The sequence below is a fragment of the Amycolatopsis sp. CA-230715 genome, assembly GCF_018736145.1.
Taxonomy (GTDB): Bacteria; Actinomycetota; Actinomycetes; order Mycobacteriales; family Pseudonocardiaceae; genus Amycolatopsis.
On sequence record NZ_CP059997.1, the window covers coordinates 729203 to 751272 of the forward strand.

A 22070-nucleotide genomic window follows, 5' to 3' on the forward strand; every position below is an offset into this window, starting at 1 on the left:
ACGAACACACCGAGCCCACCTTGCCCTGTTCGCCACTGGGTCGGGCACCATCACGAAAATGCTCACAAACTCACTCGAATGGAGTAGTGCAATCCTCGTGGTCCTGGCGTTGCGCCGCAGCTTGCCGACAGTGACAACCATGTGCGACGCGCCAGTAGGATGGCAGGACACCCCTGACGAAGGCTGGAGGGCATCATGTCCACGGTGAGCTCGGACGCCGCCCCCGCTGACGAGGTGCACGGGCACGAGCACCCGGTACGGCCGCTCGTCCCGCCGCACCCGGCGAGCACCCTCGCCGACGCCGGCGAGCTGCTGCGCGCGCTCGCGGCGCCGGTGCGGATCGCGATCGTGCTGCAGCTGCGCGACGGCGACCGGTGCGTGCACGAACTCGTCGACGCGCTCGACGTGGCCCAGCCGCTGATCAGCCAGCACCTGCGGGTGCTGAAGGCGGCGGGCGTGGTGCACGGCGAACGCCGGGGGCGGGAAGTCGCCTACGGTCTCGTCGACGATCATCTGGCGCACATCGTGGTGGACGCGGTGGAACACGTACAGGAGGGCAAGTGAGCACGCCGACCAGGGGCAAGGCGCCGCTACCCGGCCGCCGTTCGACGAAGCAGCGCGCCGCCGTGGTGGACCTGCTCAGCGACGTCGAGGACTTCCGCTCCGCGCAGGAACTGCACGACGAGCTCCGCAAGCGCGGTGACGGCATCGGCCTGACCACCGTCTACCGCACGCTGCAGTCCCTCGCCGAGGCCGGTGAGATCGACGTGCTGCGCACCGACTCCGGCGAAGCCGTCTACCGCCGCTGCTCCTCGCACCACCACCATCACCTGGTGTGCCGGCACTGCGGCTTCACCGTCGAGATCGAAGGCCCCGCCGTCGAGCGGTGGGCGGAGAAGATCGCCTCCGGCAACGGGTTCTCCCAGATCAGCCACACGGTCGAGATCGTGGGCACCTGCGCCACCTGCGCCGCGAGCGGCAAATAGCGCCGACCGATCCGATCCGGCCCGCGTGCACCCCGACCACGGGATGATCGCCCCATGAGCGAGATCATCTTGATGTCCGACCCGAAGGTCGCGGCCGTCCCGGTCGTGGAGCGGTGAACGGCTCGTGGACGTGCGGCACGGCACCAGGCCTGCGGTGAATCGTGATCAGTACTCGTAGGGGTCCCCCGGTGCCTTGACGGGCCGGACGGTCGCGACGGTGAGGTCCGGGGTGTAGCGGTTCCGCTCGGTCGCGGTGCCGGGCACGACCTGACCGGTCGCCTCGACCCAGCTGTCGCTCGGGAACTTCGCGGCGGCGTCCCCGGTGAGCCGGACGGTGACCGGGTAGGCGTCGGCCGCGCAGCAGCTGATGACCATTCTCGCGAGCATCGTCGAGCCGCCCGAATGCACCACGAATCCGGACAGCGACACGGTGCGCCCGTCGAGCGTGTGGTTGCCGTCCCAGCCCGCGCGGGTCACGAAGTCGGTGACCCGCATCGGCACGACCGCGCCGGGCGGCAGCGGCGGGAACATCGCCGCGTCCTGCCCGACCGCGGTCTGCGGCGCCCTCGCTTCGGTCCTGACCACCGAATCGGAGCCGAGCGCGGGCGGGGCGACGAGGAAGACCGCGAGCACCGGCACCAAGAGCAGCCACGCCGAGCGCGCCGGGTGGTGGTGCTCGTGCGTGTCGGGCGCGACCACACCGGGACCGGTGGCGCCGGCGCGCGCGGCGTCCCTCGCGGCCAGCAGATCGCGAATCACGGCGAGCACGCCGAGCGCGAGCATCACCGCGCCGCCGCCGATCACCCAAGGCTGCTGGGCCGGTTTGACGTAGCGCAGGTAGTCGCCGTTGATCGCGATCTTGAGCAGCGCGCCGCCGAGCAGGATCAGCAGGATGTTCTGAGTTTCCCTGCGCATCACGCGCCTCCCAGCACGAGGGTGCCAGCCAGCACGCCGCACGCGATCGCGACCACGAACGTGACGGGCGCGAACCGCACCGCGAACCGCTTCCCGAACGTGCCTGCCTGCAACGCGAACAGCTTGACGTCGACGGCGGGCCCGACCACCAGGAACACCAGCTTCGGCAGCAGCGGCAACGCGCCGAGCGAGGCCGCCACGAACGCGTCCGCCTCGCTGCAGAGGGCGAGCACGACCGCGAGCACCGCCATCACCAGCACCCCGAGAACGACCTGGTTGCCGAGCGCGCCGAACCACTCCTGGGGCACCAGCACGCCGAGCGCCGCGGAGATCAGCGCGCCGAGGACCAGGAACCCGCCCGCTTCGACGAGATCCGTCCGCGCCGTTTCCGCGAAGGTCTTCCACCTGCTGCCGGGTTCGACGTCGGGGAGCCTGCGCAGGGCCCGCTCGACGATCCAGTCGAGCTTGCCGAACTTCGCCCACAGCAGGCCCATCACGACCGCCGTGGCCAAGGACCCGAGGAACCGCGCGAGCACCATCTCGGGGTTGGCCGGGAAGGCGACCGCGGTGGCGACGAGCACCACCGGGTTCACCGCGGGCGCGGCGAGCAGGAACGTCAGCGCGGCGGCGGGCGCCACGCCCTGCCCCATGAGCCTGCGCGCCACCGGCACCGAGGCGCATTCGCACCCGGGCAGCGCGACCCCGGCGAGCCCGGCGACCCCGACCGCGGCCTCCTGCCGCTTCGGCAGCACCCGCTCCAGCACCCTGGCCGGCACGTAGGCGGCGATCGCCCCGCTGATCAGGACGCCGAGCACGAGGAACGGCAACGCCTGCACGCACACCGCGACGAACACCGTGGACCCCGTGCGCAGCGCGGGCACGTCGAGCACGCGGGCGAGCCAGCTCTGCGCGAGGATCGCGATGAGCAGCACGGCGCACAGCACCTCGATCGAGGTGATCCGGCCGTACCCCTTGCCGGGCGGCTTCCCGGCGCGCACGGCACCCGGAGCCGTGTCCCCGGCGGCGTTTTCGGAAATGGTTCCCACAACGGCGATGATGCCAGTGGGCTCCCCCGGTGCCGCGGCCGCACGGCGCGAACGGTCGATCTCGTCCCGGATTTCGCCGTTTTCCGTCCGGAATTCGACCTTTCGCGGTGAACACCTGCCCGCCGCGTACCGGATCTGTCGGTGCGTCGCGGTAGCGTTGAAATCGGGGGCTCCCCTAGCCGAACGAAAGGTCGAGTTCGTACGGGCAAAGGCGGGCAGTGCGGGTTACTGGCCGCCCTCGGAGTCCCCCGGCACCAGGTCGAGCAGGTCGCCGCGCAGCTGCGAGGCAGTGGACACGACGAGCATCAGCAGCGTGCCGAGCGGCACGGGGTCCAGCCCGTGGGCGGGGAAGGCGTACCGCAGGGTCATGTCCACCCCGCGGTCGGTGTGCACCACGCCGAGCGTGCCGAACAGGCCCTGGCCCGCGCGTTCGGCGGCCGCGGCGGCGAGCTTGCCGTCGTCGTCGGTGAGGTCCCAGCCGACCACGCAAGTCAGGCTCAGCACGGTGAGCCCTTCCGCGAGCCTGGTCGCCTGGATGACGCACGGCACCTCGGCGTGCGAAAACGTGAGCGCGCCGTCGTCGTCGACGTGCACTTCGAGATAGCGTTCGAGCGCCTCGCGCGCCCGGGTGAGCAGCGCTGCGGTGTCCGCGGCTTCGGTCGTCATCGGGCCTCCGCCCTGTCGGTGGCGGCGGCGTCGACGGCGGCACCGAACCGGCGGTCCCGCTTCGCGTAGTCGAGGCACGCCGCCCACAGCTTCGTGCGGTCGAAGTCGGGGAACAGCGTGTCCTGGAAGACGAACTCCGCGTACGCCGACTGCCACAGCATGAAGTTCGACGTGCGCAGCTCACCGGACGGACGGAGGAACAGGTCCACGTCGGGCATCTCCGGCTGGTACAGGTACCGCGCCAGCGTGCGCTCGTCGATCTTGTCCGGGTTGATCTTGCCCTCGGCCGCGAGCTTCGCGATGGTGCGCACCGCGTCGCCGATCTCGGCCCTGCCGCCGTAGTTGACGCACATGGTCATGTTCAGGAGCGTGTTGTTCTTGGTCTTCTCTTCGGCGTCTTCGAGCTCCTTGATGACGCTGCGCCACAGCTTCGGGCGCCTGCCCGCCCACCGGATGCGGACGCCGATCGAGCCGAGGTAGTCGACCTGGCGGCGGATCGTCTCGCGGTGGAAGCCCATCAGGAACCGGATCTCCTCCGGGCTCCGCTTCCAGTTCTCCGTCGAGAACGCGTACACCGAAAGCCATTTCACGCCGAGTTCGACCGCGCCGCTGGCGACGTCGATCATCACGGCCTCGCCGCGCTTGTGGCCCTCCGTGCGCGGCAGCCCGCGCTGGTTCGCCCAGCGCCCGTTGCCGTCCATCACCAGCGCGACGTGCTTCGGGACCAGCTCGGCCGGGATCGACGGTGGTTTCGCACCGGACGGGTGCGGATCCGGCGGGCGAATCGCCACCGGTTCCGTCGTGGCTGCCCTGCCTCTGCGCCGCACCTGCTACCTCCCTGAGTCGCCCGGTCCGACCCTACTTGCCGCCCGCTGGCGCCTCCCGGCGCCTCTCCACCAGCGGCAGCGACCGGAGCTGCCGCTCGAGATGCCACTGCAGGTGCGCGGCGACGAGCCCGCTCGCGTCCCGCCGCGATACCGGCACCGAAGCCTCGGCGACGTCCCAGTCCCCGTGCAGCAGCGCTTCCAGCAGGACGAGCACCTCGGGCGCCGGGTGCACGCAGCCGGGCACCCGGCAGTTCGCGCACATCGAGCCGCCCGCCTGCACGCTGAACGCGGTGTGCGGGCCGGGGAGCCCGCAGCGCGCGCATTCCGCGATCGCGGGCGCCCAGCCCGCGAACGACATGGCCCGCAGCAAGAACGCGTCGAGCACGAGCGAAGCGTCCCGGCCGCCGTCGGCCAGCGCCCGCAACGCGCCGACGACCAGCAGGTACAGCCGGAGCGCGGGCTCGCCTTCCTCGGCCGAGAGCCGGTCCGCGGTCTCGGTGATCGCGCACGCGGCGGTGTAGCGCTGGTAGTCGCCGACGATCTGCACCGCGAACGCGTCCACCGTCTCGACCTGGGTGACCACGTCGAGCGTGCGCCCGGTGTAGAACTGCACGTCGACGTGCCCGAACGGTTCCAGCCGCGCGCCGAGCCGCGAACTCGTCCTCCGCACGCCCTTCGCCACCGCGCGGACCTTGCCGTGACGGCGGGTCAGCAGGGTGATGATCCGGTCGGCCTCACCGAGCTTGTGCACGCGCAGCACCACACCGGTGTCGCGATAGAGACTCACGTACCCATGGTCCCACTACCGGGCGGGGAAACCGCCCCGACACTCACCAACGCTGTTGCTGCTGCGGGTAACCACCCTGGCCATAGCCGGGCTGCTGCCCGTATCCCGGCTGCTGCCCGTAACCGGGCTGCTGGCCGTAACCCCGCTGCTGCGGGTACCCGGCCTGCGGCTGCTGGCCGTACCCGGGCGGCGCGGGGATCACGATGGTGCCCATCACCTTGTCCGCGAAGGTCTGCGCCTTCTCGTCCCACAGCGGCCAGAGGAAGCCGAGGTCGAGGGGAAGGCCGTCGAGGATGTGGGCGAGGTCGCGCACGAAAGCGTTGCCAGGGCCGATCGGCTGGCGGGTCCCCTCACTGACCATCATGATGCCCATCTTGCGACGGCCGAGCGTCTGACCGGTGTTGCCGCCCTGGATCCACCGGTTGAAGATCGCCCAGACCATGTTGCCGAGGCTGCCGAGGAGCATGATGATCAGTCCCGCCATGAGGGAGCCGAGCATCACCAGCATGCCGATGAGGATGAGCGCGAACCCGGGAAGACCGTCGATCAGGAAGGCGCCGACCCGCTGCCCCCAGCTCGCGTAGGCACCGGGACCGTACCCGGGCTGGCCGCCGAAACCGGGCTGCGGCCCCGGATAGCCGCCGTAGGGCTGCTGGGCCTGCTGCGGGAACCCGCCTTGCTGCTGCCCGTACGGGCTCATCTGCTGACCGGGGTACTGCGCCTGTTGCTGCCCCGGGTAACCGCCCTGCTGACCGTAAGGCGACGGCTGGCCGGGAAAACCACCGGAGGGCGGCGGCTGCTGGCCGTAGGGCTGCTGGCCGTACGGATTGGTCATCGAGGAGTTCCCCCTACACACGAGTGCACTCGGTCTTCCGGCCTCGCTCCGGACCGGGCAACGGCGTCGTGGACACCGAGGCGTGCGTACCGGGAGTGGCTCCCCACGGCCGCTGCGCGGAGCGTACCGGTTGACGAGCCCGCTCGCGCACGGCACGCGAAAGTCGGCTCAGAAGCCCAGTCGGCGGAGCTGCTTCGGGTCGCGCTGCCAGTCCTTCGCGACCTTCACGTGCAGGTCGAGGTAGACCTTGCTGCCGAGCAGCGCCTCGATGTGCGCGCGGGCCTGCGCGCCGACCTTCTTGAGCCGCTCTCCCTTGTGGCCAAGGATGATGCCCTTCTGGCTCGGCCGCTCGACGTAGAGCTGCGCGTGCACGTCGATCATGTCGTCGCGGCCTTCGTGCGGCAGCATTTCCTCGATGGTCACCGCGATCGAGTGCGGCAGCTCGTCGTGCACGCCCTCCAGCGCCGCCTCGCGGATCAGCTCGGCGACGAGCGTCTGCTCCGGCTCGTCGGTGAGATCGCCGTCCGGGTAGAGCTGCGGGCCCTCCGGCAGCCGCCGCACCAGCAGATCGGCCAGCGTGCCGACCTGGAAACCGTCCACAGCGGACACCGGGACCAGATCGGCGAACTCCATCACCTTCTCCAGCGCCATCAGCTGCTCGGCGACGCGCTCCGGCGGCACCAGGTCGGTCTTGGTGACGATCCCGAGCACCGGCGTGCGGCGCGCGATCTTCGCCAGCTCGGTGGCGATGAACCGGTCGCCTGGCCCGATCTTTTCGTTGGCCGGCACGCAGAACCCGACAACGTCCACTTCGGACCAGGTCGTGTACACGAGGTCGTTGAGCCGCTCGCCGAGCACCGTGCGCGGCCGGTGCAGGCCCGGCGTGTCGACGAGCACGAGCTGCGCGTCTTCGCGGTGCACGATGCCCCTGATCGCGTGCCGGGTGGTCTGCGGCTTGCTCGAGGTGATCGCGATCTTGGTGCCCACCAGCGCGTTGGTCAGCGTCGACTTGCCCGCGTTGGGACGGCCGACGAAACAGGCGAAGCCGGACCGGTGCTCTGGTGTCATGCCCGCCATTCTCGCAGCACGCTCAGCGAAGGACCTCTTCGACCGCGCCCGCGGGGTTCGCGCGGAAGATCGGCGCGGATTCGGACAGGTCCCGCACCGCGTGCACGGACGCCTCCGCGACGAGCGGATCGGCCGACACGACGGCGGCGGCTTCGATGCCCTCGGCACCGCTGGACACCGCGGCCGCGATCGCCGCCTGCACCGCGGTGATCTTGAACGACGGAAGCTCCACAGTGGACGCGGCGTAGGTGCGGCCGTCGGTGTCGCGCACCGCGGCCCCTTCGGCGGCCTGGGTCCTCGCCCGCGCCGACCTCGCGAGCACGACGATCTTCTCGTCCTCCGCGGCCAGCTTGGTGATCTCGGGGCTCTCAGGCATGTTCGACGCTCCTGTCGCGGTCATCGTTGTCGTCCGGGGTGCCGACCCGCATCCTGCGGCCCGCGATCCGGTCGTCGCAAGCGTGCACGACGACCGTGGTGATCCGCATGCGGCCCCTGCGGTCCTTCCCGCCCTCCGCGTGCAGCCGGAGCCCGGCGACCTCGGCCTCGGCGCCGGGCAGCGGGACGCGCCCGAGCCGTTGCGCGAGCAGGCCGCCGACGGTTTCCACGTCGTGGTCGTCGAGCTCGATCCCGAACAGCTCGCCGAGATCGTCGACGCCGAGGCGGGCCGACACGCGCACCGAGCGGTCGTCGAGGTGCTCCACCGGCGGCCGTTCGTCGGTGTCGGACTCGTCGGTGATCTCGCCCACGATCTCCTCGAGGATGTCCTCGATGGTGAGCAGGCCCGCGGTGCCGCCGTACTCGTCGACCGCGATCGCCATGTGGTTGTGGGACAGCTGCATGTCCTTGAGCAGTTCGTCGAGCCGTTTGGAGTCCGGGACGAAGCTCGCCGGGTTCATCAGCTCCGCGACCTCGCGCAGCGGCCCGCCTTCGGCCATGTAGGCGGGCATCAGGTCCTTGATGTTGACCACGCCCACGATCTCGTCGACCGATTCGCCGATCACCGGCACGCGGGTGAACCCGGTGCGCAGTGCGAGCGAAAGCGCCTGGCGGACGGTCTTGGTCGCCTCGATCCAGACGATTTCCGTGCGCGGCACCATGACTTCGCGGGCGACGGTGTCGCCGAGTTCGAACACCGAGTGGATCATTTCCCGCTCGGAATCCTCGACGACACCGCGTTCCTGCGCGAGGTCGACGAGTTCGCGCAGCTCGACCTCGGAGGTGAACGGGCCTTCGCGGAACCCCTTGCCGGGGGTGATCGCGTTGCCGAGCACGATCAGCAGCCTGGACAGCGGGCCGAGCACGGACCCGAGCACCCGCACCGGTCCCGCGACGATCGTGCCGACGCGGTAGGGGTGCTGGCGGCCGATCGTGCGCGGGCCGACGCCGATGAGGACGTAGCTGACCACCACCATGACGAGCGCGGCGACGACCACCGCGAGCCAGACCGGCGTGATCCAGCGCAGGAACACGATCGTGACGAGCACGGTCGAGGTGAGCTCGCAGCCCATCCGCAGCAGGAGCAGCAGGTTGATGTGCCGCCGCCGCTCGGCGATCACCGCGGACAGCTGTTTCGCGCCGGGCCTGCCGAGCCGCACCAGCCCGTCGGCCCGCGCCTGGGACACCGTGCTGACCGCGGCGTCGGCGGCCGCGAACACGCCGCCGAGGAGCACCAGCGCGACGGCCAGGACGAGCAGGCCGGTGGAACTGGCCATCAGTCGTCCCTAGCCGGCGGAGTCGGGTTCGGCGGAGCCGTCGAGACCGGCGGCGCCGAGCAGCCTGTCGTCGGTGCTGCGCCGCATGTGCTGGCGCCGCGCCGCCTCGGTGGCTTCCTGGAAGTCGGCGAGGATCCGCTTCTGCAGGCCGAACATCTCGCGCTCTTCCGCGGGCTCGGCATGGTCGTAGCCGAGCAGGTGCAGCACGCCGTGCACGGTCAGCAGGTGCAGCTCGTCGAGCAGCGAGTGCCCGGCGGTGCGCGCCTGGTCCTTGGCGAAACCGGGGCACAGGATGATGTCGCCGAGCAGCGCGGGCGAGGCGTCCGGCGCGTCGGGGCGGCGCACGGCGGAGTCCAGCTCGTCCATCGGGAAGGCCATCACGTCGGTGGGGCCCGGCAGGTCCATCCACCGCTCGTGCAGGTCTTCCATCACCTCGAGGGTGACCAGTGCGACGGACAGCTCCGCGAGCGGGCTGACCTCCATCCGGTCGAGCGCGAACCGCGCGGCCGAGACGATGGAGGCCTCGTCGACCGGGACCCCGGATTCGTTGGCGATCTCGATGCTCACGAGCGGCCCCGCCAGCCGTTGCCCGCGCCGCGTTCCGGCGCCGCCGCGTCCTGCAGTGCCTGCCACTTCTCGTAGGCGTCCACGATGTCGCCGACGAGCCGGTGGCGCACCACGTCCTGGCTGGTGAGCTGGGCGAAGTGCAGGTCATCGACGCCTTCGAGGATGTCCCTGACCACGCGCAGGCCGCTCTTCTGGCCGCTGGGCAGGTCGACCTGGGTGACGTCGCCGGTGACCACGATCTTGGCGCCGAACCCGAGCCGGGTGAGGAACATCTTCATCTGTTCCGGCGTGGTGTTCTGCGCCTCGTCGAGGATGATGAACGCGTCGTTGAGGGTGCGGCCGCGCATGTAGGCCAGCGGCGCGATCTCGATGGTGCCCGCCTGCATGAGGCGCGGGATCGACTCGGGGTCGACCATGTCGTGCAGCGCGTCGTAGAGCGGGCGCAGGTACGGGTCGATCTTCTCGTTGAGCGTGCCGGGCAGGTACCCGAGCCGCTCACCGGCTTCGACCGCGGGCCTGGTCAGCACGATCCTGGTGACCTGCTTGGCCTGCAGCGCCTGCACGGCCTTCGCCATCGCCAGGTAGGTCTTCCCGGTGCCCGCGGGGCCGATGCCGAAGACGATGGTGTGCTTGTCGATCGCGTCGACGTAGCGCTTCTGGTTCAGCGTCTTGGGCCGGATGGTGCGGCCGCGGCGGGACAGGATGTCCATGCTGAGCACTTCGGCGGGCGACTCGGCGCCACCGGAGGACAGCATGCCGACGGTGCGGCGCACGGTGTCGGGGCCGACCTGCTGGCCGCGCCCGGCGAGCGTCACCAGTTCGGCGAAGACCCGCTCGGCGAAGGCCACGTCGGCCGGGCTGCCGGTGAGGGTGACCTCGTTGCCCCGGACGTGGACGTCCGCGGCGAGCAGTTCCTCGGCCACCCGCAGGTTTTCGTCGCGGGAGCCGAGCAGCGTGAGCGCGGCCGCGTCGGGGATGGGGAATCTCGACTGTGCTGCCTGCACTGCCTGGTCGGTGACCTCGGTCGTCGACGGCGGCTGTGCGACGTCCTCGGGGACGTCGGATCGGGCGGCTCCACCCGGTGCGGTACCGGCCACGTGCCCTCGGGCCTGCTTTCTGCGCGTTCGCTGGTCGTCGGTGTCGGATGCTGTCCCCACGATGCTAGCGGTACGCCCGCCCCCGACGCAGGTGGTTACCCCGCACGCCCGAAGCTGAGCCCGAGCTGCTCACCCCCGAGCACATGGGCGTGCACGTGGAAAACGGACTGCCCGGCATCCAGCTCGGTGTTGAACACCACACGATACCCGCTCTGGGTGATCCCCTCCAGCTCCGCCACCTTCGCCGCGGCACCGATCACCTCGGCAAGCAACTCCGGATCCGCCGCCGCCAACTCGGCCACGTTCCGATACCGCTTCTTAGGCACCACCAGCACATGTGTCGCAGCCTGCGGATTGATATCCCGAAACGCCAACGTCCCCTCAGTCTCGTGCACGATCTCCGCCGGAATCTCCCGCGCGATGATCCGCTCGAACAACGTCTCCGCGTCACTCTCACCCATGCCGACACCCTAACGACCCACCCCCGACGCCAAGGGCCGCCAGGCCCGAGGCGAGCGCCGCAACCGCGATGGCGAAGCCGAGCCCACCCGCCGCCCAGGGCCGCCAGGCCCGCAGGCGAACGGACCCACCCACCCGCCCAAAGGCGAGGCGAGGGCCGCCAGGCCCAACGCCAAAACGCAACCAAGCTGGGTCAGAAACGCGCCGCACCGTGGGGGTTTGGGGGGCTCGGCCCCCCAAGCAATACGCGGAATCGCCACGCGGCATCGAAACGAGGAACGAGTGAAGATGCCGCGGGGCGATGGAGCCTGGGGGTTACTCCATCGCCACCGCGGCGCCGCCAGGCCGAGGGGGGAGGTGCCCGGCGGGTTTTACCGGCGCATCGGGAAATGAGAGGTCCCCCGGTGCACCGAAACCGTGTGTGGTGCGTTGATTGACAAGAGTAACGGGCGGGAGACCTCGAGCGCCACAGTCGGAGCGGAAAACAGGGGTATAAATTTCCGGGGTTTCGAAGACGGTCGGTCGCTCGGTCCGCCTGGCGGTCAGTTCCAGCGGGCTGTCCGGGCTCCTAGTGCACCGAGAGCGACGGCGGCGGCCGTGGAGGTCCGCAGTACGGTCGGGCCGAGGCGCACCGGGGTGGCGCCCGCTTCGCGGAGGGTGCGGAGTTCCTCCGCTGTGACCCCTCCTTCGGGGCCGATCACGAGCAGTAGCTCGCCGGACTCGGGCAGTGACTCGGTGGCCAGCCGTCCCGGCACGCCCGCTTCGAGGACGAACGCGCGGTCGGCCGTGCGGACGCGGTCGGCGAGCCGGGCGGTCGTCACCGGGTCGCCGACCTCCGGCACGTACGCCCGGCGCGCCTGTTTGGCCGCGGCGCGGGCGGTGGACCGCCACCGGGCGAGCGCTTTCGCGCCGCGTGGACCGTCGTCCCAGCGCGCGACGCTGCGGGCGGCGCGCCACGGCAGGATCGCGTCGGCGCCCGCTTCGGTGGCGAGTTCCACGGCGAGTTCGCCGCGGTCGCCCTTCGCGAGCGCCTGCACGACCGTCACGCGCAGCGCGGGGGAAGGTTCGGTCCACCGTTCCTCGACGACGAGGTCCAGCTCCGCGTCCCGCCCCGCGCGAACCGCTTCGACGGCGCACCGGGCCAGTTCGCCCGCGCCGTCGGACACCACGAGCAGCTCGCCGACGCGCGTACGCCGCACAGTGACGGCGTGACGCGCCTCTTCGCCGTCGAGGGTGAACCGCTCCCCTGGAGGCACGACATCCACCAGGAAGACCGGCGGAGTGGTCGCCGTCGGTTCGGCGTCCACCTACTTGTGGCTCTTGGCGCGCAGCTTGGAGAACAGCCCGCCGTGCGCCTTGCCGTTGGTGGCGAGCGTGGGGACTTCTTCGCCGCGCTGGCGGGCCAGCTCGCGCAGCAGGTCGCGCTGGTCGTCGTCGAGCTTCGTCGGCACCTGGACGTCGATGTGGACGTGCAGGTCGCCTCGCCCGTCGACGCGGCCGGACGAGCGCAGCCTCGGCATGCCCTTGCCGGTGAGCACCAGCTCGGTCGCGGGCTGGGTGCCGGGCTCGACGTCCAGCTCGTACTCGCCGTCGATGAGGGTCTCGATGGGCACGCTCGCGCCGAGCGCGGCGGTGGTCATCGGGATCCGGAAGTTGCAGTGCAGGTCATGGCCCTGGCGCACGAAGACCTCGTGCGGCTCCTCGTCGACCTCGACGTACAGGTCGCCGGCGGGACCGCCGCCCGAGCCGACCTCGCCCTGCCCGGACAGCCGGATCCGCATGCCGTCGCCGACGCCAGGCGGGATCTTCGCGGTCACGTTGCGGCGGGCGCGGACCCTGCCGTCGCCGCCGCACTGGCGGCACGGATCCGTGATGACCTCGCCGAAACCACGGCACACCGGACACGGCCGCGCGGTGACGACCTGGCCGAGGAAGGAGCGCTGCACGGACTGGACCTCGCCCTGCCCGCCGCAGGTGTCGCAGGTCTTGAGCTTGCCGCCCTCCGCGGTGCCCGCGCCGCGGCACAGGTCGCACAGGATGGCGGTGTCGACGGTGATGTCCTTGTCGACGCCGGTCGCGCACTCTTCGAGGGTGAGCCCGAGCCGCAGCAGCGCGTCCGAGCCCGGCTGCACCCTGCTGCGCGGACCGCGTCCCCGGCCACCGCCGCCACCGGCGGCGCCGAAGAAGGCGTCCATGATGTCGCCGAGGCCGCCGAACCCGGAGAACGGGTCGCCGCCGCCGCGACCGCCGCCGGCGCCGTTGTCGAGCGGGTCTCCCCCGAGGTCGACGATCTTGCGCTTCTGGGGATCGGAGAGCACCTCGTAGGCGGTGGTGACCTCACCGAAGCGGTGCTGCGCGTCCTCGGACGGGTTGACGTCCGGGTGCAGCTCGCGCGCCAGCTTGCGGTAGGCGCGCTTGATCTCCTGCTCGCTCGCGTTCTTCGCGACCCCGAGCGTGCCGTAGTAGTCCCTGGCCACCGTTATGCCGTCCTCGTTTCCTCACTCTCCCGGCCCGACGGGCTACCGCCCGGCCAGGATCTGCCCCACGTAGTTCGCCACCGCGCGCACCGCCGCGATCGTGCCCGGATAGTCCATCCTGGTCGGCCCGACGACGCCCATCCCGCCCAGCAGCATGTCATCCATGCCGTAGCCGATGGACACCACCGAGGTGCTGCGCATCTGCTCGTCCTCATTTTCCCCGCCGATGCGGACCGTGACCGCACCGGGGTTGCGCGCCGCGGCGAGCAGTTTCAACACGACGACCTGCTCTTCGAGCGCTTCCAGCACCTGGCGCAGCGAGCCGGGGAAGTCCGCGACGTTGCGGGTCAGGTTCGCCGTGCCGCCGAGCACGAGCCGTTCTTCGGGATGCTCGACGAGAGATTCCACCAATACCGTACAGACCCGGATCAGCACGTCGCGCAGCTCGCTCGGCGCCTGCTCCGGCACCTCGGCGACCCTGGCCGCCGCTTCGGACAGCCGACGGCCGCCGAGCGCGGTGTTCAGCAGCGCCCTGATCCGCGAGACGGTGTCTTCGGTGACCACCTCGCCGAGGTCGACGGCTCGCTGGTCGACGCGGCCGGTGTCGGTGATCAGCACGAGCATCAGCCGCGCGGAGGTCAGCGGCACCACTTCGAGGTGGCGCACGCTGGAGTTGGTCATCATCGGGTACTGCACCACGGCGACCTGCCTGGTCAGCTGCGCCAGCAGGCGCACGGACCGGCGCAGCACGTCGTCGACGTCCATCGCCCCGTCGAGGAAGCTCGTGATCGCGCGGCGCTCGGCGCTGGTGAGCGGCTTGATCTCGGACAGCTTGTCGACGAAGACCCGGTACCCCTTGTCCGTCGGGATCCGCCCGGCGCTGGTGTGCGGCTGCGTGATGTAGCCGTCCTCTTCGAGCGCCGCCATGTCGTTGCGCACGGTCGCGCTGGACACCCCGAGGTTGTGCCGGTCGACGATCGCCTTCGACCCGACCGGCTCCTGGTTGGAGACGTAGTCGGCCACGATCGCGCGCAGCACCTCGAACCGGCGCTCGTCCGCGTTGGCCACCCGATCACCTCCGTGCCGCTAACCCTCACGTCGAGTTTACGGACTTCTGGCCACGTGGTGCGCGCCCCCGCTCCGGGGCGCGCTTCTTCGCAGGCTAGGCGCGGGCTTCGGCGAGCGGGTTCGGCGGGCGTTCCGGGCGGTGGCGCTGAGGGATCGGCGATGCCGTCAAGGTGGCCTGCACGGCATTGACTGCCGTCATGGTGGCCATCAGGGCAGGTTCCGCCCGGCGGTCGTGGCTCCCGAGGGGTAAATTTGCGGCGTTAGATTCCCCGAAGGTGGCCTTCGGGGCTTGCGGAGGGCGGCTCCGGTGCCCGGAGGAGGGCTCGCCAGGAGGCGGCGGGAATTGTGAGGGTCCCGGCTGCGGGCGCCTTGGAGTCGCGCAGGGCAACGGCATTCGGTGCCAGCGAGACCTCGACACACTCGCCACCCACTCCGTTGCTGTAGCTGCTCTTACGCCAGGTCAGGTCGCGGGTGCTCATCGCGGGAATCCTTCACTCGGTCGTACTCGCTTGCCAGGGTGGCAAGCCACCTCCTGGATTGTGCTCCATCCAGGGCGAGTTCCCCGAGTTTGCTGACGGTCCGGCGATACTTGTCCAGGTCTTCCTTGTCTTCCAAAAACAGGCTCGTCGTGTGGCTTTCCACGTAGACCATGGGGCGATGCTCCGCGTATCGCATGAACCAGAACGGTTCACCGAACACGCCACCTGGGCTGGTCGCACTGCGGATCACGCGGATTTCGCAGCGAGCGTACGAGCTGGCCAACAGGAGCTGCATGATCTGCTCGTGCATGACCGGAAGATTGCCCACCATGTTTCGCAAGGCGTGTTCGTGCAGGTAGAAGGTGAAGTAAGGCGAAGTCGGGCTGCGAAGCAGCCGCTGCCTGGTCATTCGAGCGCTCACGGAAGCTTCGATGTCCCAGGGCGCCAGGACACCGGCCGCGCGGAAGACGTGGCGGGCGTAGTCCTCGGTCTGCAGGATCCCCGGCACGAGCATCGGTTCGAAGACCAGGATCGAGCTTGCCAATGCTTCCTGCGCGCTCAGGGAACGCAGTTGATCGGGCATCTGCTCGCGGTGCGGGCGCAGGCGGTAGCCGTCGTCGGTTTCCCTGACCAGGTCGAGGATCCGCAGGATGTCCTTCCTGCCGACGCCACACGCGGTCAGGTACATGGTCACATCCAGTTCGGACGCACCCCGGCCGCCGGTCTCCAACCGGGAGATCTTGGTCTGCGAACAGTCCATGGCCTTCGCGAGATCGGCCGCGGAGATCTTCGCGGTCACTCGCGCATCCCTCAGTTCCTCGCCGATCTCCCGGGCCCGCGCGGAGGACTCCCGCTCCGCTTTTCCCACCATCAAGCCAAACTAGGCCGCATCCGAATCGGCAGGACGCGCCGCCGCAGGTGGTTCACCACAACGGATGGCACTGTGCCAACCCGGCAAAGCTATGTCCATCGGGGCTTCTTCGGTGTAGGTGCGGCCGCTGGGGGTGGTGACGACGAGGCGGCCGTTGTCGTCGGTGGTGAACGTCCAGCCGGGTTCGTTCCGCAGCAGGTGGTGGACCCGGCACAGCGGGCGCAAGTTGACTTTGTCGGTGCCGCCGCCTTCGCGCCAAGGGGTGGCGTGGTCGAGGTCGGTGAACTGCGCTGGCCGGTTGCAGCCCGGCATGCAGCAGGTGCGGTGCCGGAGGTGGGCGTGCCGCCTGACCGCCCTCGGCGCCCGGTATGTACGCCGTCCTTCATCGCACGGCAATCCGGTAATCGGGTCGGTCACGATCCGCCGCCAGGTGGAGTCGACCTTGAACGCGATTTCGCGGGCCATGGCGGCGGAGATGTCGCCGTAGCCGCCCAGTTCCGCCGGGCCGTCCCGCAGGCCCAGCAGGGTGTTGATGTCGACGTAGACGAAGATTTCCGCCCGCGCCTTGCCATCCCCGGATCCACCGAGGCAGCGCGCGACGAAGCAGTCCACGCGCAACTGGTCCATGGTGCGCGGATCACCTTTGAGCTTCAACGCCATGGCATCGCGGTCGCACGCGGCGTAGATCGCCTGTGCCTGCTCCGCGGGCAGATCGGCGAACAAGCTGGAAGAACCGTGATCGCCGTGCCGAAGCTCCAACCGCCGCGCCTCGATGCGCCGCTGGCGCCGTTCTTCGTATCCGTCGGGGTCGATCCGCATGATGATCGAGTTCACGATCCGGCGCAGCGCCGAGGCGTTGCGGACGTCGAATCGCCCTACCAGCAAGGAATCCACCTGGCGCGCCAGCTCTTCCGGCAAACACGCGGTCGCGTCGAACACCCGCGAGGCCGCGTACTCGTCGATGAGACCGGACTCCAAAGCTTCGAGCGTGCGCGGCAAATACGAGGTCAACGCGACAGCGAGCGCCGTCCGTTTTTCCGCCGCCACTTCGGAAAGCTTGCACACCAACGCAACCTCGGACACCACGGATCTTCGGGACCCCAGCGAGGCGAGATGCGCTATCCCGCGCAACTCCCACGCGCTCTCCCGACATCGACAAACACGCCGCTCCGCGATGAAGGCAGAAGCGAACGAAAACCCTTGAACTTCCCCAGTTTTAGACACAAGACAAGCCTACGCACACGAATCCGCACAGGCATCACTCACAAGTGTGAACCGAAAATGCTCCTTGATGGTGACCAACTGTCCAAACGCGCCACAGCGACGAAACCGCACCGCCCACACCAAGCGACGCCAGAGCAACGCAACCACCACGAAAACCGAAGCGTCCCAAGCACAACCACCACCGCAACGCCACACACGAAAGCCGACCACGATGCCCGTTCCGTGGGGAACCGCTGCTGGTGACCAACGACGCGACCCGCACCGAGGAGCAGCGGTTCCCCACGGCGCGCCGAAGGCGTGCCGTGGACTTGCGCCGTGCCAAGGAAAGCAGGGCGCCGCGACCAAACCCCAGCCGCGGCGCCCTCCCAGAAACGGATCAGTCGTTGCGCGGGAACCCCAGATTGACCCCGCCATGCGAAGGATCCGGCCACCGCGACGTGACCACCTTCGTGCGCGTGAAGAAGTGGAACCCCTCCGGCCCGTACGCGTGGGTGTCCCCGAACAGCGAATCCTTCCACCCGCCGAACGAGTAGTACCCCACCGGAACCGGGATCGGCACGTTCACGCCGACCATCCCGACCTCGACCTCGTGCTGGTACCGCCGCGCGGCCCCGCCGTCGGTCGTGTAGATCGCCGTCCCGTTCCCGTACGGGTTCCGGTTCACCAGCGCCAGCGCTTCTTCGTAACCGGGAACGCGCGCGACCGCCAGCACCGGACCGAAGATCTCGTCGGTGTAGAGGGACATCTCCGGCCGGACGTGGTCGAACAGCGTTGGCCCCAGCCAAAAACCGTCCGGCGAACCGTCAACCGCGACACCCCGGCCATCGACGACCAAAGCAGCGCCCGACGACAACCCAGCGTCCACATAGGACGAGACGCGCTGGTGGTGCGCCGCGGTGACCAGCGGTCCCATGTCCGAGGACGGGCGGGATCCGGCACCCACCTGCAACCGCGAGATCCGGTCCGCGATCTTCGCCACCAGCTCGTCCCCGACCGGGTCGACCGCGACGACCACCGAAACGGCCATGCACCGCTCCCCCGCCGACCCGAAACCGGCGGAGACCGCGGCGTCCGCGGCGAGGTCGAGATCCGCGTCCGGCAGCACGACCATGTGATTCTTCGCGCCGCCGAGCGCCTGCACGCGCTTCCCGTTCCGGGTACCGGTTTCGTAGACGTAGCGCGCGATCGGCGTCGACCCGACGAACGAAATCGCCTTCACGTCGGGGTGTTCGAGCAGCCCGTCGACGGCGACCTTGTCCCCGTGCAACACGTTCAGCACGCCCGACGGGAGCCCGGCTTCGGCGAACAGGTCGGCGATGAAGTTCGCCGCGGACGGATCCTTCTCGCTCGGTTTCAGCACCACCGTGTTCCCGCACGCGATGGCGTTCGGGACGAACCACAGCGGCACCATCGCGGGGAAGTTGAACGGCGAGATCACGCCGACCACGCCGAGCGGCTGGAGCATCGAGTACACGTCGATCCCGGTCGACGCGCTCTCGCTGTAGCCGCCTTTCAACATCTGGGCCGCGCCGCAAGCGTATTCGACGTTCTCGATCGCGCGCGCGATCTCCCCCGCCGCGTCGGATTCGACCTTCCCGTGCTCCGAAGTGATGATCTTCGCCAGCTCGTCCTTGCGGGCCGAAAGCAGCTCTCGGAACGCGAAGAGCACACGCGTGCGCGCCGCCAGCGAAGCGTTGCGCCAAGCGGGAAGCGCGCGAGACGCCGCCGAAACCGCTTCGGCGACCTCGGAAATCGAAGCGAAGTCCACTGTGGACGTGACGGACCCGCTCGCGGGGTCGTACACCTCGCCCGACCGTTCGGGCTCGCCAGCCCAAGCCTTGCCGTCGATCCGATGACTGATGCGGTTGGTCACTTCTCCCGTGCCTCCTGGGTGTGCGCGATCGCTTCGCCGAGTATGCCGAGTGCCTCGTCGGCTTCGGCATCGGTCAACGTCATCGGCGGCGCGAGCCGGATGACATTGTTGTGCAGGCCGCCCTTGCCGACGAGCAGGCCCAGTTCCTTGGTCTTCTCCAGCATTGTCCCCGCCGCGGCCGGGCTCGGTGCACCGTCCGGTCCGACGAATTCGAGCCCGATCATCAGGCCCTTCCCGCGCACGTCGCCGAGCACGTCGTACCGAGTGGACAGTTCGCGCAGGCCGGTGAGCAGCCGCTCGCCGAGCTTCGCGGCGTTGCCCTGGAGATCGTGCGCGAGCAGGTAGTCCAGCGTCGCCTTCGCGCCCGCGGTGGAGATCGGGTTTCCGCCGAAGGTCGAGATCGAGTTGGCGCCGAGGCAGTCCATGACCTCGCCGCGCGCGATCACGCCGCCGATCGCGAGCCCGTTGCCGAGGCCCTTCGCGAACGTCATGATGTCCGGCGTCACGCCGTGCGCCTGGATGCCCCAGAAGTGCTCGCCCGTCCGGCCCCACCCGGTCTGCACCTCGTCGGAGATCAGCAGGATGCCGTGCTCGTCGAGCACTTCCTTGAACTTCCCGAGCATGCCGTCCGGCGGTACCGAGAACCCGCCGACGCCCTGGATCGGCTCCGCGATGAGCGCGGCGACGTCACCGGAGGTCGACGTCTGCAACACGTCGCGCAGATCCTCGACGCACGCGGCGGTGTACTCGGCGTCGGAGAACTTCGAGAACGGGCCGCGGTAGCGGTAGCCGCCGTGCACGTAGCTCACCTTCACCGGTGAAAGCGAACTGGCCGACCAGCCCCGGTTCCCGGTGATGCCGATCGTGGCGAACGCCCTGCCGTGGTAGGAGTTCCGCAGCGCGAGCACCTGGTCGCTGCGGCGGTACTGGGTGGCGAGCATGAGCGCGGTTTCGTTGGCTTCGGTGCCGGAGTTGGTGAAGAACACCTTGGCGTCCGGGATGCCCGACAGCTCCGAGATCTGCTCGGCCAGCTCCACCTGCTTGCGGATCAGGTACAGCGTCGAGGTGTGCAGCACGCCCGTGTCGAGCTGCGCGCGCACCGCGTCCGAGATCTCTTCGACGTCGTAGCCGATCGCGTTCGTCAGGATGCCCGCGAAGAAGTCGAGGTAGGTCGCCCCGGTCGAGTCGGTGACGTGGCGCCCCTTCGCGCGCACGATCTCGATGGGCTCCGAGTAGTAGAGGGCCAGCCAGTTCGGCAGCACCGCGCGATGCCTGCCGAGAAGGTCCCCGTCTAGGAGTTCACTGCCGCTCATCGATCTCCTCCTGCGTCCCGTGCCAGTGCTTCCGAGTCTCACGGTGCGCGCCACGCGGGGACCACCCGCAACGTGTACGGACTCTCGCGCGCCGCCGTACAGTCTGTGGACCCGCCCCGAGCACGCTGGAGCCGCCGGATGTACCCGACCGTCGCGGAGGTGCTGGCACTGCCGGTGCTGCGCCACGGCCGCCCGCACGTCGTCGCGGGCTCGCGCGGGCTCGGCGCCAGGGTGCGCTGGGTGCACGTCGCCGAGGTGACCGGGATCGCGCACCTGCTCCGCGGCGGCGAACTCGTCCTCACCACCGGCATCGCGCTGCCCGACGACGCGAGCGAGCTCACCGCGTACATGGGCGAACTGGCCGACGCGGATATCGCGGGCCTGGTGGTCGAACTGGTCCGGCACTGGAGCGACGAACTGCCGTCCGCGCTGGTGAGCGCCGCCGAGGAGCGCGGGATCCCGTTGGTGACGCTGTCCAGGGAGACCCGCTACGTGACGGTCACCGAATCGGTGAACGGGCTGATCGTCGACGCGCAGGTGGCCGAGCTGCGCGCCGCCGAACAGGTGCACAAGGTGTTCACCGAACTGACCGTGTCCGGTGCCGAACCGGCGGAGGTGCTGCGCGAGGTCGCGCGCGTGACCGGGCAGCCGGTGGTGCTGGAAACCCTCTCGCACGAGGTGCTCGCCTACGACGCCGCGGGCACCGATCCCGGCGAGCTGCTCGACGGCTGGCCCGCCCGTTCGCGCGCGACCGAGATCGGCGAACGCACCGGGTACCACGTCGAAGCGGGCTGGCTGCTCACGATCGTCGGCGCGCGCGGGCACGACTGGGCCAGGCTCGTGGTGGTGTGCGCGGAACCGCCGCCGCACCGGCACGTCGTGGTCGCCGAACGCGCCGCGTCCGCGCTCGCCGTGCACCGGCTCGTCGCGAAGGACGGCGACAGCCTCGAACGCAACGCCCACCGCGCGCTCGTCAACGAACTGCTCGCGGCGCCCGTGCCGTCGGCCGAGCTGATCGCCCGTTCGTCCGCGCTCGACGTGCCGTTGGCCGGGCGCCTGCTGGTCGGCGTCGCGATCCGGCCACGGCTCATCGGATCCGCCGCGCCCGCGCTGTCGATCCAGCCGCTGACGCGGGAACTCGCCGAAGCCGCGGCGCTGGCCGCACGGCGTGCCCGGGTACGGGCGCTGGTGTCCACCGGCGACGACGGCGGTGTCCGCATGCTGATTTCCCTTTCCCCGCAAGCGAAACCGGACGCGGTGCTGGACAGGCTGGCGGCCGAGGTCCACCAGGCTCGCGGCTCGGCGGTGATCGCCGCGGGCACCGTCGTGACCGGGCCGGCCGGTGCCGGGCGCACACTGGCCGAGGCGGCGCAGGTCGCGGCGGCCGCGCTGCACGGGCCGGACCGGCCGGTCCACCGGCTCGACGACGTCCGCCTGCGCGGTTTGCTGCAGTTACTCGCCGGTGACGAGCGGCTGACCGCGTTCGCCGACCGTGAGCTGGGAGCGCTGCTGGCCAGGGACGCGGCCTCGGGCAGCAGGCTCGTCGCGGCGCTGCGGCACTACTGCGAGCACGGCGGCAACAAGTCGGCGGCGGCCGCGGCGGCGCACACCTCGCGGACGGCCTACTACCAGCAGCTCGCGCGGATCGAGCAGGTGCTCGGGGTGCGGCTCGAAGACCCGGAATCGCTGCTCTCGCTGTACGTCGCACTGCTCGCGCACGACATCACCCGTTCAGACCACTCGACCGGGTGAGGGAAGATCACTGGGCCGGGGAACACAGTCACCACGTCGATCTGTCGA

At 70.0% G+C, this 22070-nt stretch carries 23 protein-coding genes; 3 read left to right on the plus strand and 20 right to left on the minus strand.

The annotated features are described in order from the left end of the window. Positions 1–195 precede the first annotated feature (195 nt). Positions 196–564: an ArsR/SmtB family transcription factor gene (locus HUW46_RS03465; RefSeq protein WP_215545881.1), complete on the plus strand. Its 369-nt coding sequence runs from the start codon at positions 196–198 to the stop codon at positions 562–564. Further along, positions 561–986: a Fur family transcriptional regulator gene (locus HUW46_RS03470; RefSeq protein ID WP_215545882.1), complete on the plus strand. Its 426-nt coding sequence runs from the start codon at positions 561–563 to the stop codon at positions 984–986. Before HUW46_RS03465 ends, HUW46_RS03470 begins: the two co-directional genes overlap by 4 nt. Positions 987–1151: 165 nt before the next feature. Here the strand turns inward: HUW46_RS03470 and HUW46_RS03475 are convergent, their stop codons facing one another. From HUW46_RS03475 to HUW46_RS03570, 20 genes are all read right to left on the minus strand, one after another. Beyond that, the gene (locus HUW46_RS03475) at positions 1152–1901 is read right to left on the minus strand and encodes a TIGR03943 family putative permease subunit (protein WP_215545883.1); all 750 of its coding nucleotides are present in this window, start codon (positions 1899–1901) and stop codon (positions 1152–1154) included. Next, the gene (locus HUW46_RS03480; RefSeq protein WP_254126573.1) at positions 1901–2899 is read right to left on the minus strand and encodes a permease; all 999 of its coding nucleotides are present in this window, start codon (positions 2897–2899) and stop codon (positions 1901–1903) included. The genes HUW46_RS03475 and HUW46_RS03480 overlap by 1 nt, the downstream gene beginning before the upstream one ends. Before the next feature lie 273 nt (positions 2900–3172). Further along, a complete protein-coding gene (locus HUW46_RS03485; protein WP_215545885.1) occupies positions 3173–3613 on the minus strand; it encodes a hypothetical protein in 441 nt (146 codons plus the stop codon). Next, positions 3610–4440: an isoprenyl transferase gene (locus HUW46_RS03490; protein WP_215545886.1), complete on the minus strand. Its 831-nt coding sequence runs from the start codon at positions 4438–4440 to the stop codon at positions 3610–3612. Before HUW46_RS03490 ends, HUW46_RS03485 begins: the two co-directional genes overlap by 4 nt. Before the next feature lie 31 nt (positions 4441–4471). Next, the gene (gene recO, locus HUW46_RS03495; RefSeq protein ID WP_215545887.1) at positions 4472–5227 is read right to left on the minus strand and encodes a DNA repair protein RecO; all 756 of its coding nucleotides are present in this window, start codon (positions 5225–5227) and stop codon (positions 4472–4474) included. 43 nt (positions 5228–5270) lie between these two features. Continuing rightward, positions 5271–6062 carry an RDD family protein gene (locus HUW46_RS03500; RefSeq protein ID WP_215545888.1) on the minus strand — a complete coding sequence of 264 codons (792 nt, stop codon included), beginning with the start codon at positions 6060–6062 and terminating at the stop codon, positions 5271–5273. Between the two features lie 168 nt (positions 6063–6230). Beyond that, complete coding sequence (gene era / locus HUW46_RS03505; RefSeq protein ID WP_215545889.1) at positions 6231–7130, minus strand: GTPase Era; 900 nt, start codon at positions 7128–7130, stop codon at positions 6231–6233. 22 nt (positions 7131–7152) lie between these two features. Continuing rightward, on the minus strand, positions 7153–7506 hold the full coding sequence (locus tag HUW46_RS03510; protein WP_442860912.1) for a cytidine deaminase: 354 nt from the start codon (positions 7504–7506) through the stop codon (positions 7153–7155). Next, a complete protein-coding gene (locus HUW46_RS03515) occupies positions 7499–8842 on the minus strand; it encodes a hemolysin family protein (protein ID WP_215545890.1) in 1344 nt (447 codons plus the stop codon). Before HUW46_RS03515 ends, HUW46_RS03510 begins: the two co-directional genes overlap by 8 nt. A 9-nt stretch (positions 8843–8851) precedes the next feature. Beyond that, positions 8852–9409 carry an rRNA maturation RNase YbeY gene (ybeY, locus tag HUW46_RS03520; protein ID WP_215545891.1) on the minus strand — a complete coding sequence of 186 codons (558 nt, stop codon included), beginning with the start codon at positions 9407–9409 and terminating at the stop codon, positions 8852–8854. After that, positions 9406–10506, minus strand: a complete 1101-nt coding sequence (locus HUW46_RS03525; RefSeq protein WP_215549647.1) for a PhoH family protein — start codon at positions 10504–10506, stop codon at positions 9406–9408. Before HUW46_RS03525 ends, ybeY begins: the two co-directional genes overlap by 4 nt. Before the next feature lie 95 nt (positions 10507–10601). After that, entirely contained in the window at positions 10602–10967 is a 366-nt protein-coding gene (locus HUW46_RS03530) for a histidine triad nucleotide-binding protein (protein WP_215545892.1), read from the minus strand. 540 nt (positions 10968–11507) lie between these two features. Next, a complete protein-coding gene (locus HUW46_RS03535) occupies positions 11508–12272 on the minus strand; it encodes a 16S rRNA (uracil(1498)-N(3))-methyltransferase (RefSeq protein ID WP_215545893.1) in 765 nt (254 codons plus the stop codon). After that, positions 12273–13442, minus strand: coding sequence for a molecular chaperone DnaJ (dnaJ, locus tag HUW46_RS03540; protein ID WP_215545894.1), 1170 nt, complete (start codon positions 13440–13442; stop codon positions 12273–12275). 42 nt (positions 13443–13484) lie between these two features. Then, positions 13485–14510, minus strand: coding sequence for a heat-inducible transcriptional repressor HrcA (gene hrcA / locus HUW46_RS03545; RefSeq protein ID WP_215545895.1), 1026 nt, complete (start codon positions 14508–14510; stop codon positions 13485–13487). Between the two features lie 260 nt (positions 14511–14770). Continuing rightward, a complete protein-coding gene (locus tag HUW46_RS03550) occupies positions 14771–14989 on the minus strand; it encodes a DUF397 domain-containing protein (RefSeq protein WP_215545896.1) in 219 nt (72 codons plus the stop codon). Continuing rightward, positions 14961–15860: a helix-turn-helix domain-containing protein gene (locus HUW46_RS03555; protein WP_256451413.1), complete on the minus strand. Its 900-nt coding sequence runs from the start codon at positions 15858–15860 to the stop codon at positions 14961–14963. Before HUW46_RS03555 ends, HUW46_RS03550 begins: the two co-directional genes overlap by 29 nt. A 9-nt stretch (positions 15861–15869) precedes the next feature. Further along, on the minus strand, positions 15870–16943 hold the full coding sequence (locus HUW46_RS03560) for an HNH endonuclease signature motif containing protein (RefSeq protein ID WP_254125771.1): 1074 nt from the start codon (positions 16941–16943) through the stop codon (positions 15870–15872). A gap of 517 nt (positions 16944–17460) precedes the next feature. Next, positions 17461–18957, minus strand: coding sequence for a CoA-acylating methylmalonate-semialdehyde dehydrogenase (locus tag HUW46_RS03565; protein ID WP_215545899.1), 1497 nt, complete (start codon positions 18955–18957; stop codon positions 17461–17463). Beyond that, on the minus strand, positions 18954–20270 hold the full coding sequence (locus tag HUW46_RS03570) for an aspartate aminotransferase family protein (protein ID WP_215545900.1): 1317 nt from the start codon (positions 20268–20270) through the stop codon (positions 18954–18956). Before HUW46_RS03570 ends, HUW46_RS03565 begins: the two co-directional genes overlap by 4 nt. Before the next feature lie 138 nt (positions 20271–20408). On the opposite strand from HUW46_RS03570, the gene HUW46_RS03575 reads away from it, so the two are divergent. Further along, positions 20409–22022 (plus strand): PucR family transcriptional regulator, encoded by a 1614-nt coding sequence (locus tag HUW46_RS03575; RefSeq protein ID WP_215545901.1) that lies wholly within the window; start codon positions 20409–20411, stop codon positions 22020–22022. Positions 22023–22070: the final 48 nt, after the last annotated feature.

Bases quoted from the DNA above. Each gene is read 5' to 3' on its own strand.
- HUW46_RS03475 (WP_215545883.1), bottom strand. From the start codon at position 1,901: ATGCGCAGGGAAACTCAGAACATCCTGCTGATCCTGCTCGGCGGCGCG.
- HUW46_RS03510 (WP_442860912.1), bottom strand. From the start codon at position 7,506: ATGCCTGAGAGCCCCGAGATCACCAAGCTGGCCGCGGAGGACGAGAAG.
- era (WP_215545889.1), bottom strand. From the start codon at position 7,130: ATGACACCAGAGCACCGGTCCGGCTTCGCCTGTTTCGTCGGCCGTCCC.
- HUW46_RS03465 (WP_215545881.1), top strand. From the start codon at position 196: ATGTCCACGGTGAGCTCGGACGCCGCCCCCGCTGACGAGGTGCACGGG.
- HUW46_RS03500 (WP_215545888.1), bottom strand. From the start codon at position 6,062: ATGACCAATCCGTACGGCCAGCAGCCCTACGGCCAGCAGCCGCCGCCC.
- HUW46_RS03570 (WP_215545900.1), bottom strand. From the start codon at position 20,270: ATGAGCGGCAGTGAACTCCTAGACGGGGACCTTCTCGGCAGGCATCGC.
- HUW46_RS03550 (WP_215545896.1), bottom strand. From the start codon at position 14,989: ATGAGCACCCGCGACCTGACCTGGCGTAAGAGCAGCTACAGCAACGGA.
- HUW46_RS03575 (WP_215545901.1), top strand. From the start codon at position 20,409: ATGTACCCGACCGTCGCGGAGGTGCTGGCACTGCCGGTGCTGCGCCAC.
- HUW46_RS03530 (WP_215545892.1), bottom strand. From the start codon at position 10,967: ATGGGTGAGAGTGACGCGGAGACGTTGTTCGAGCGGATCATCGCGCGG.
- HUW46_RS03515 (WP_215545890.1), bottom strand. From the start codon at position 8,842: ATGGCCAGTTCCACCGGCCTGCTCGTCCTGGCCGTCGCGCTGGTGCTC.
- HUW46_RS03555 (WP_256451413.1), bottom strand. From the start codon at position 15,860: ATGGTGGGAAAAGCGGAGCGGGAGTCCTCCGCGCGGGCCCGGGAGATC.
- HUW46_RS03485 (WP_215545885.1), bottom strand. From the start codon at position 3,613: ATGACGACCGAAGCCGCGGACACCGCAGCGCTGCTCACCCGGGCGCGC.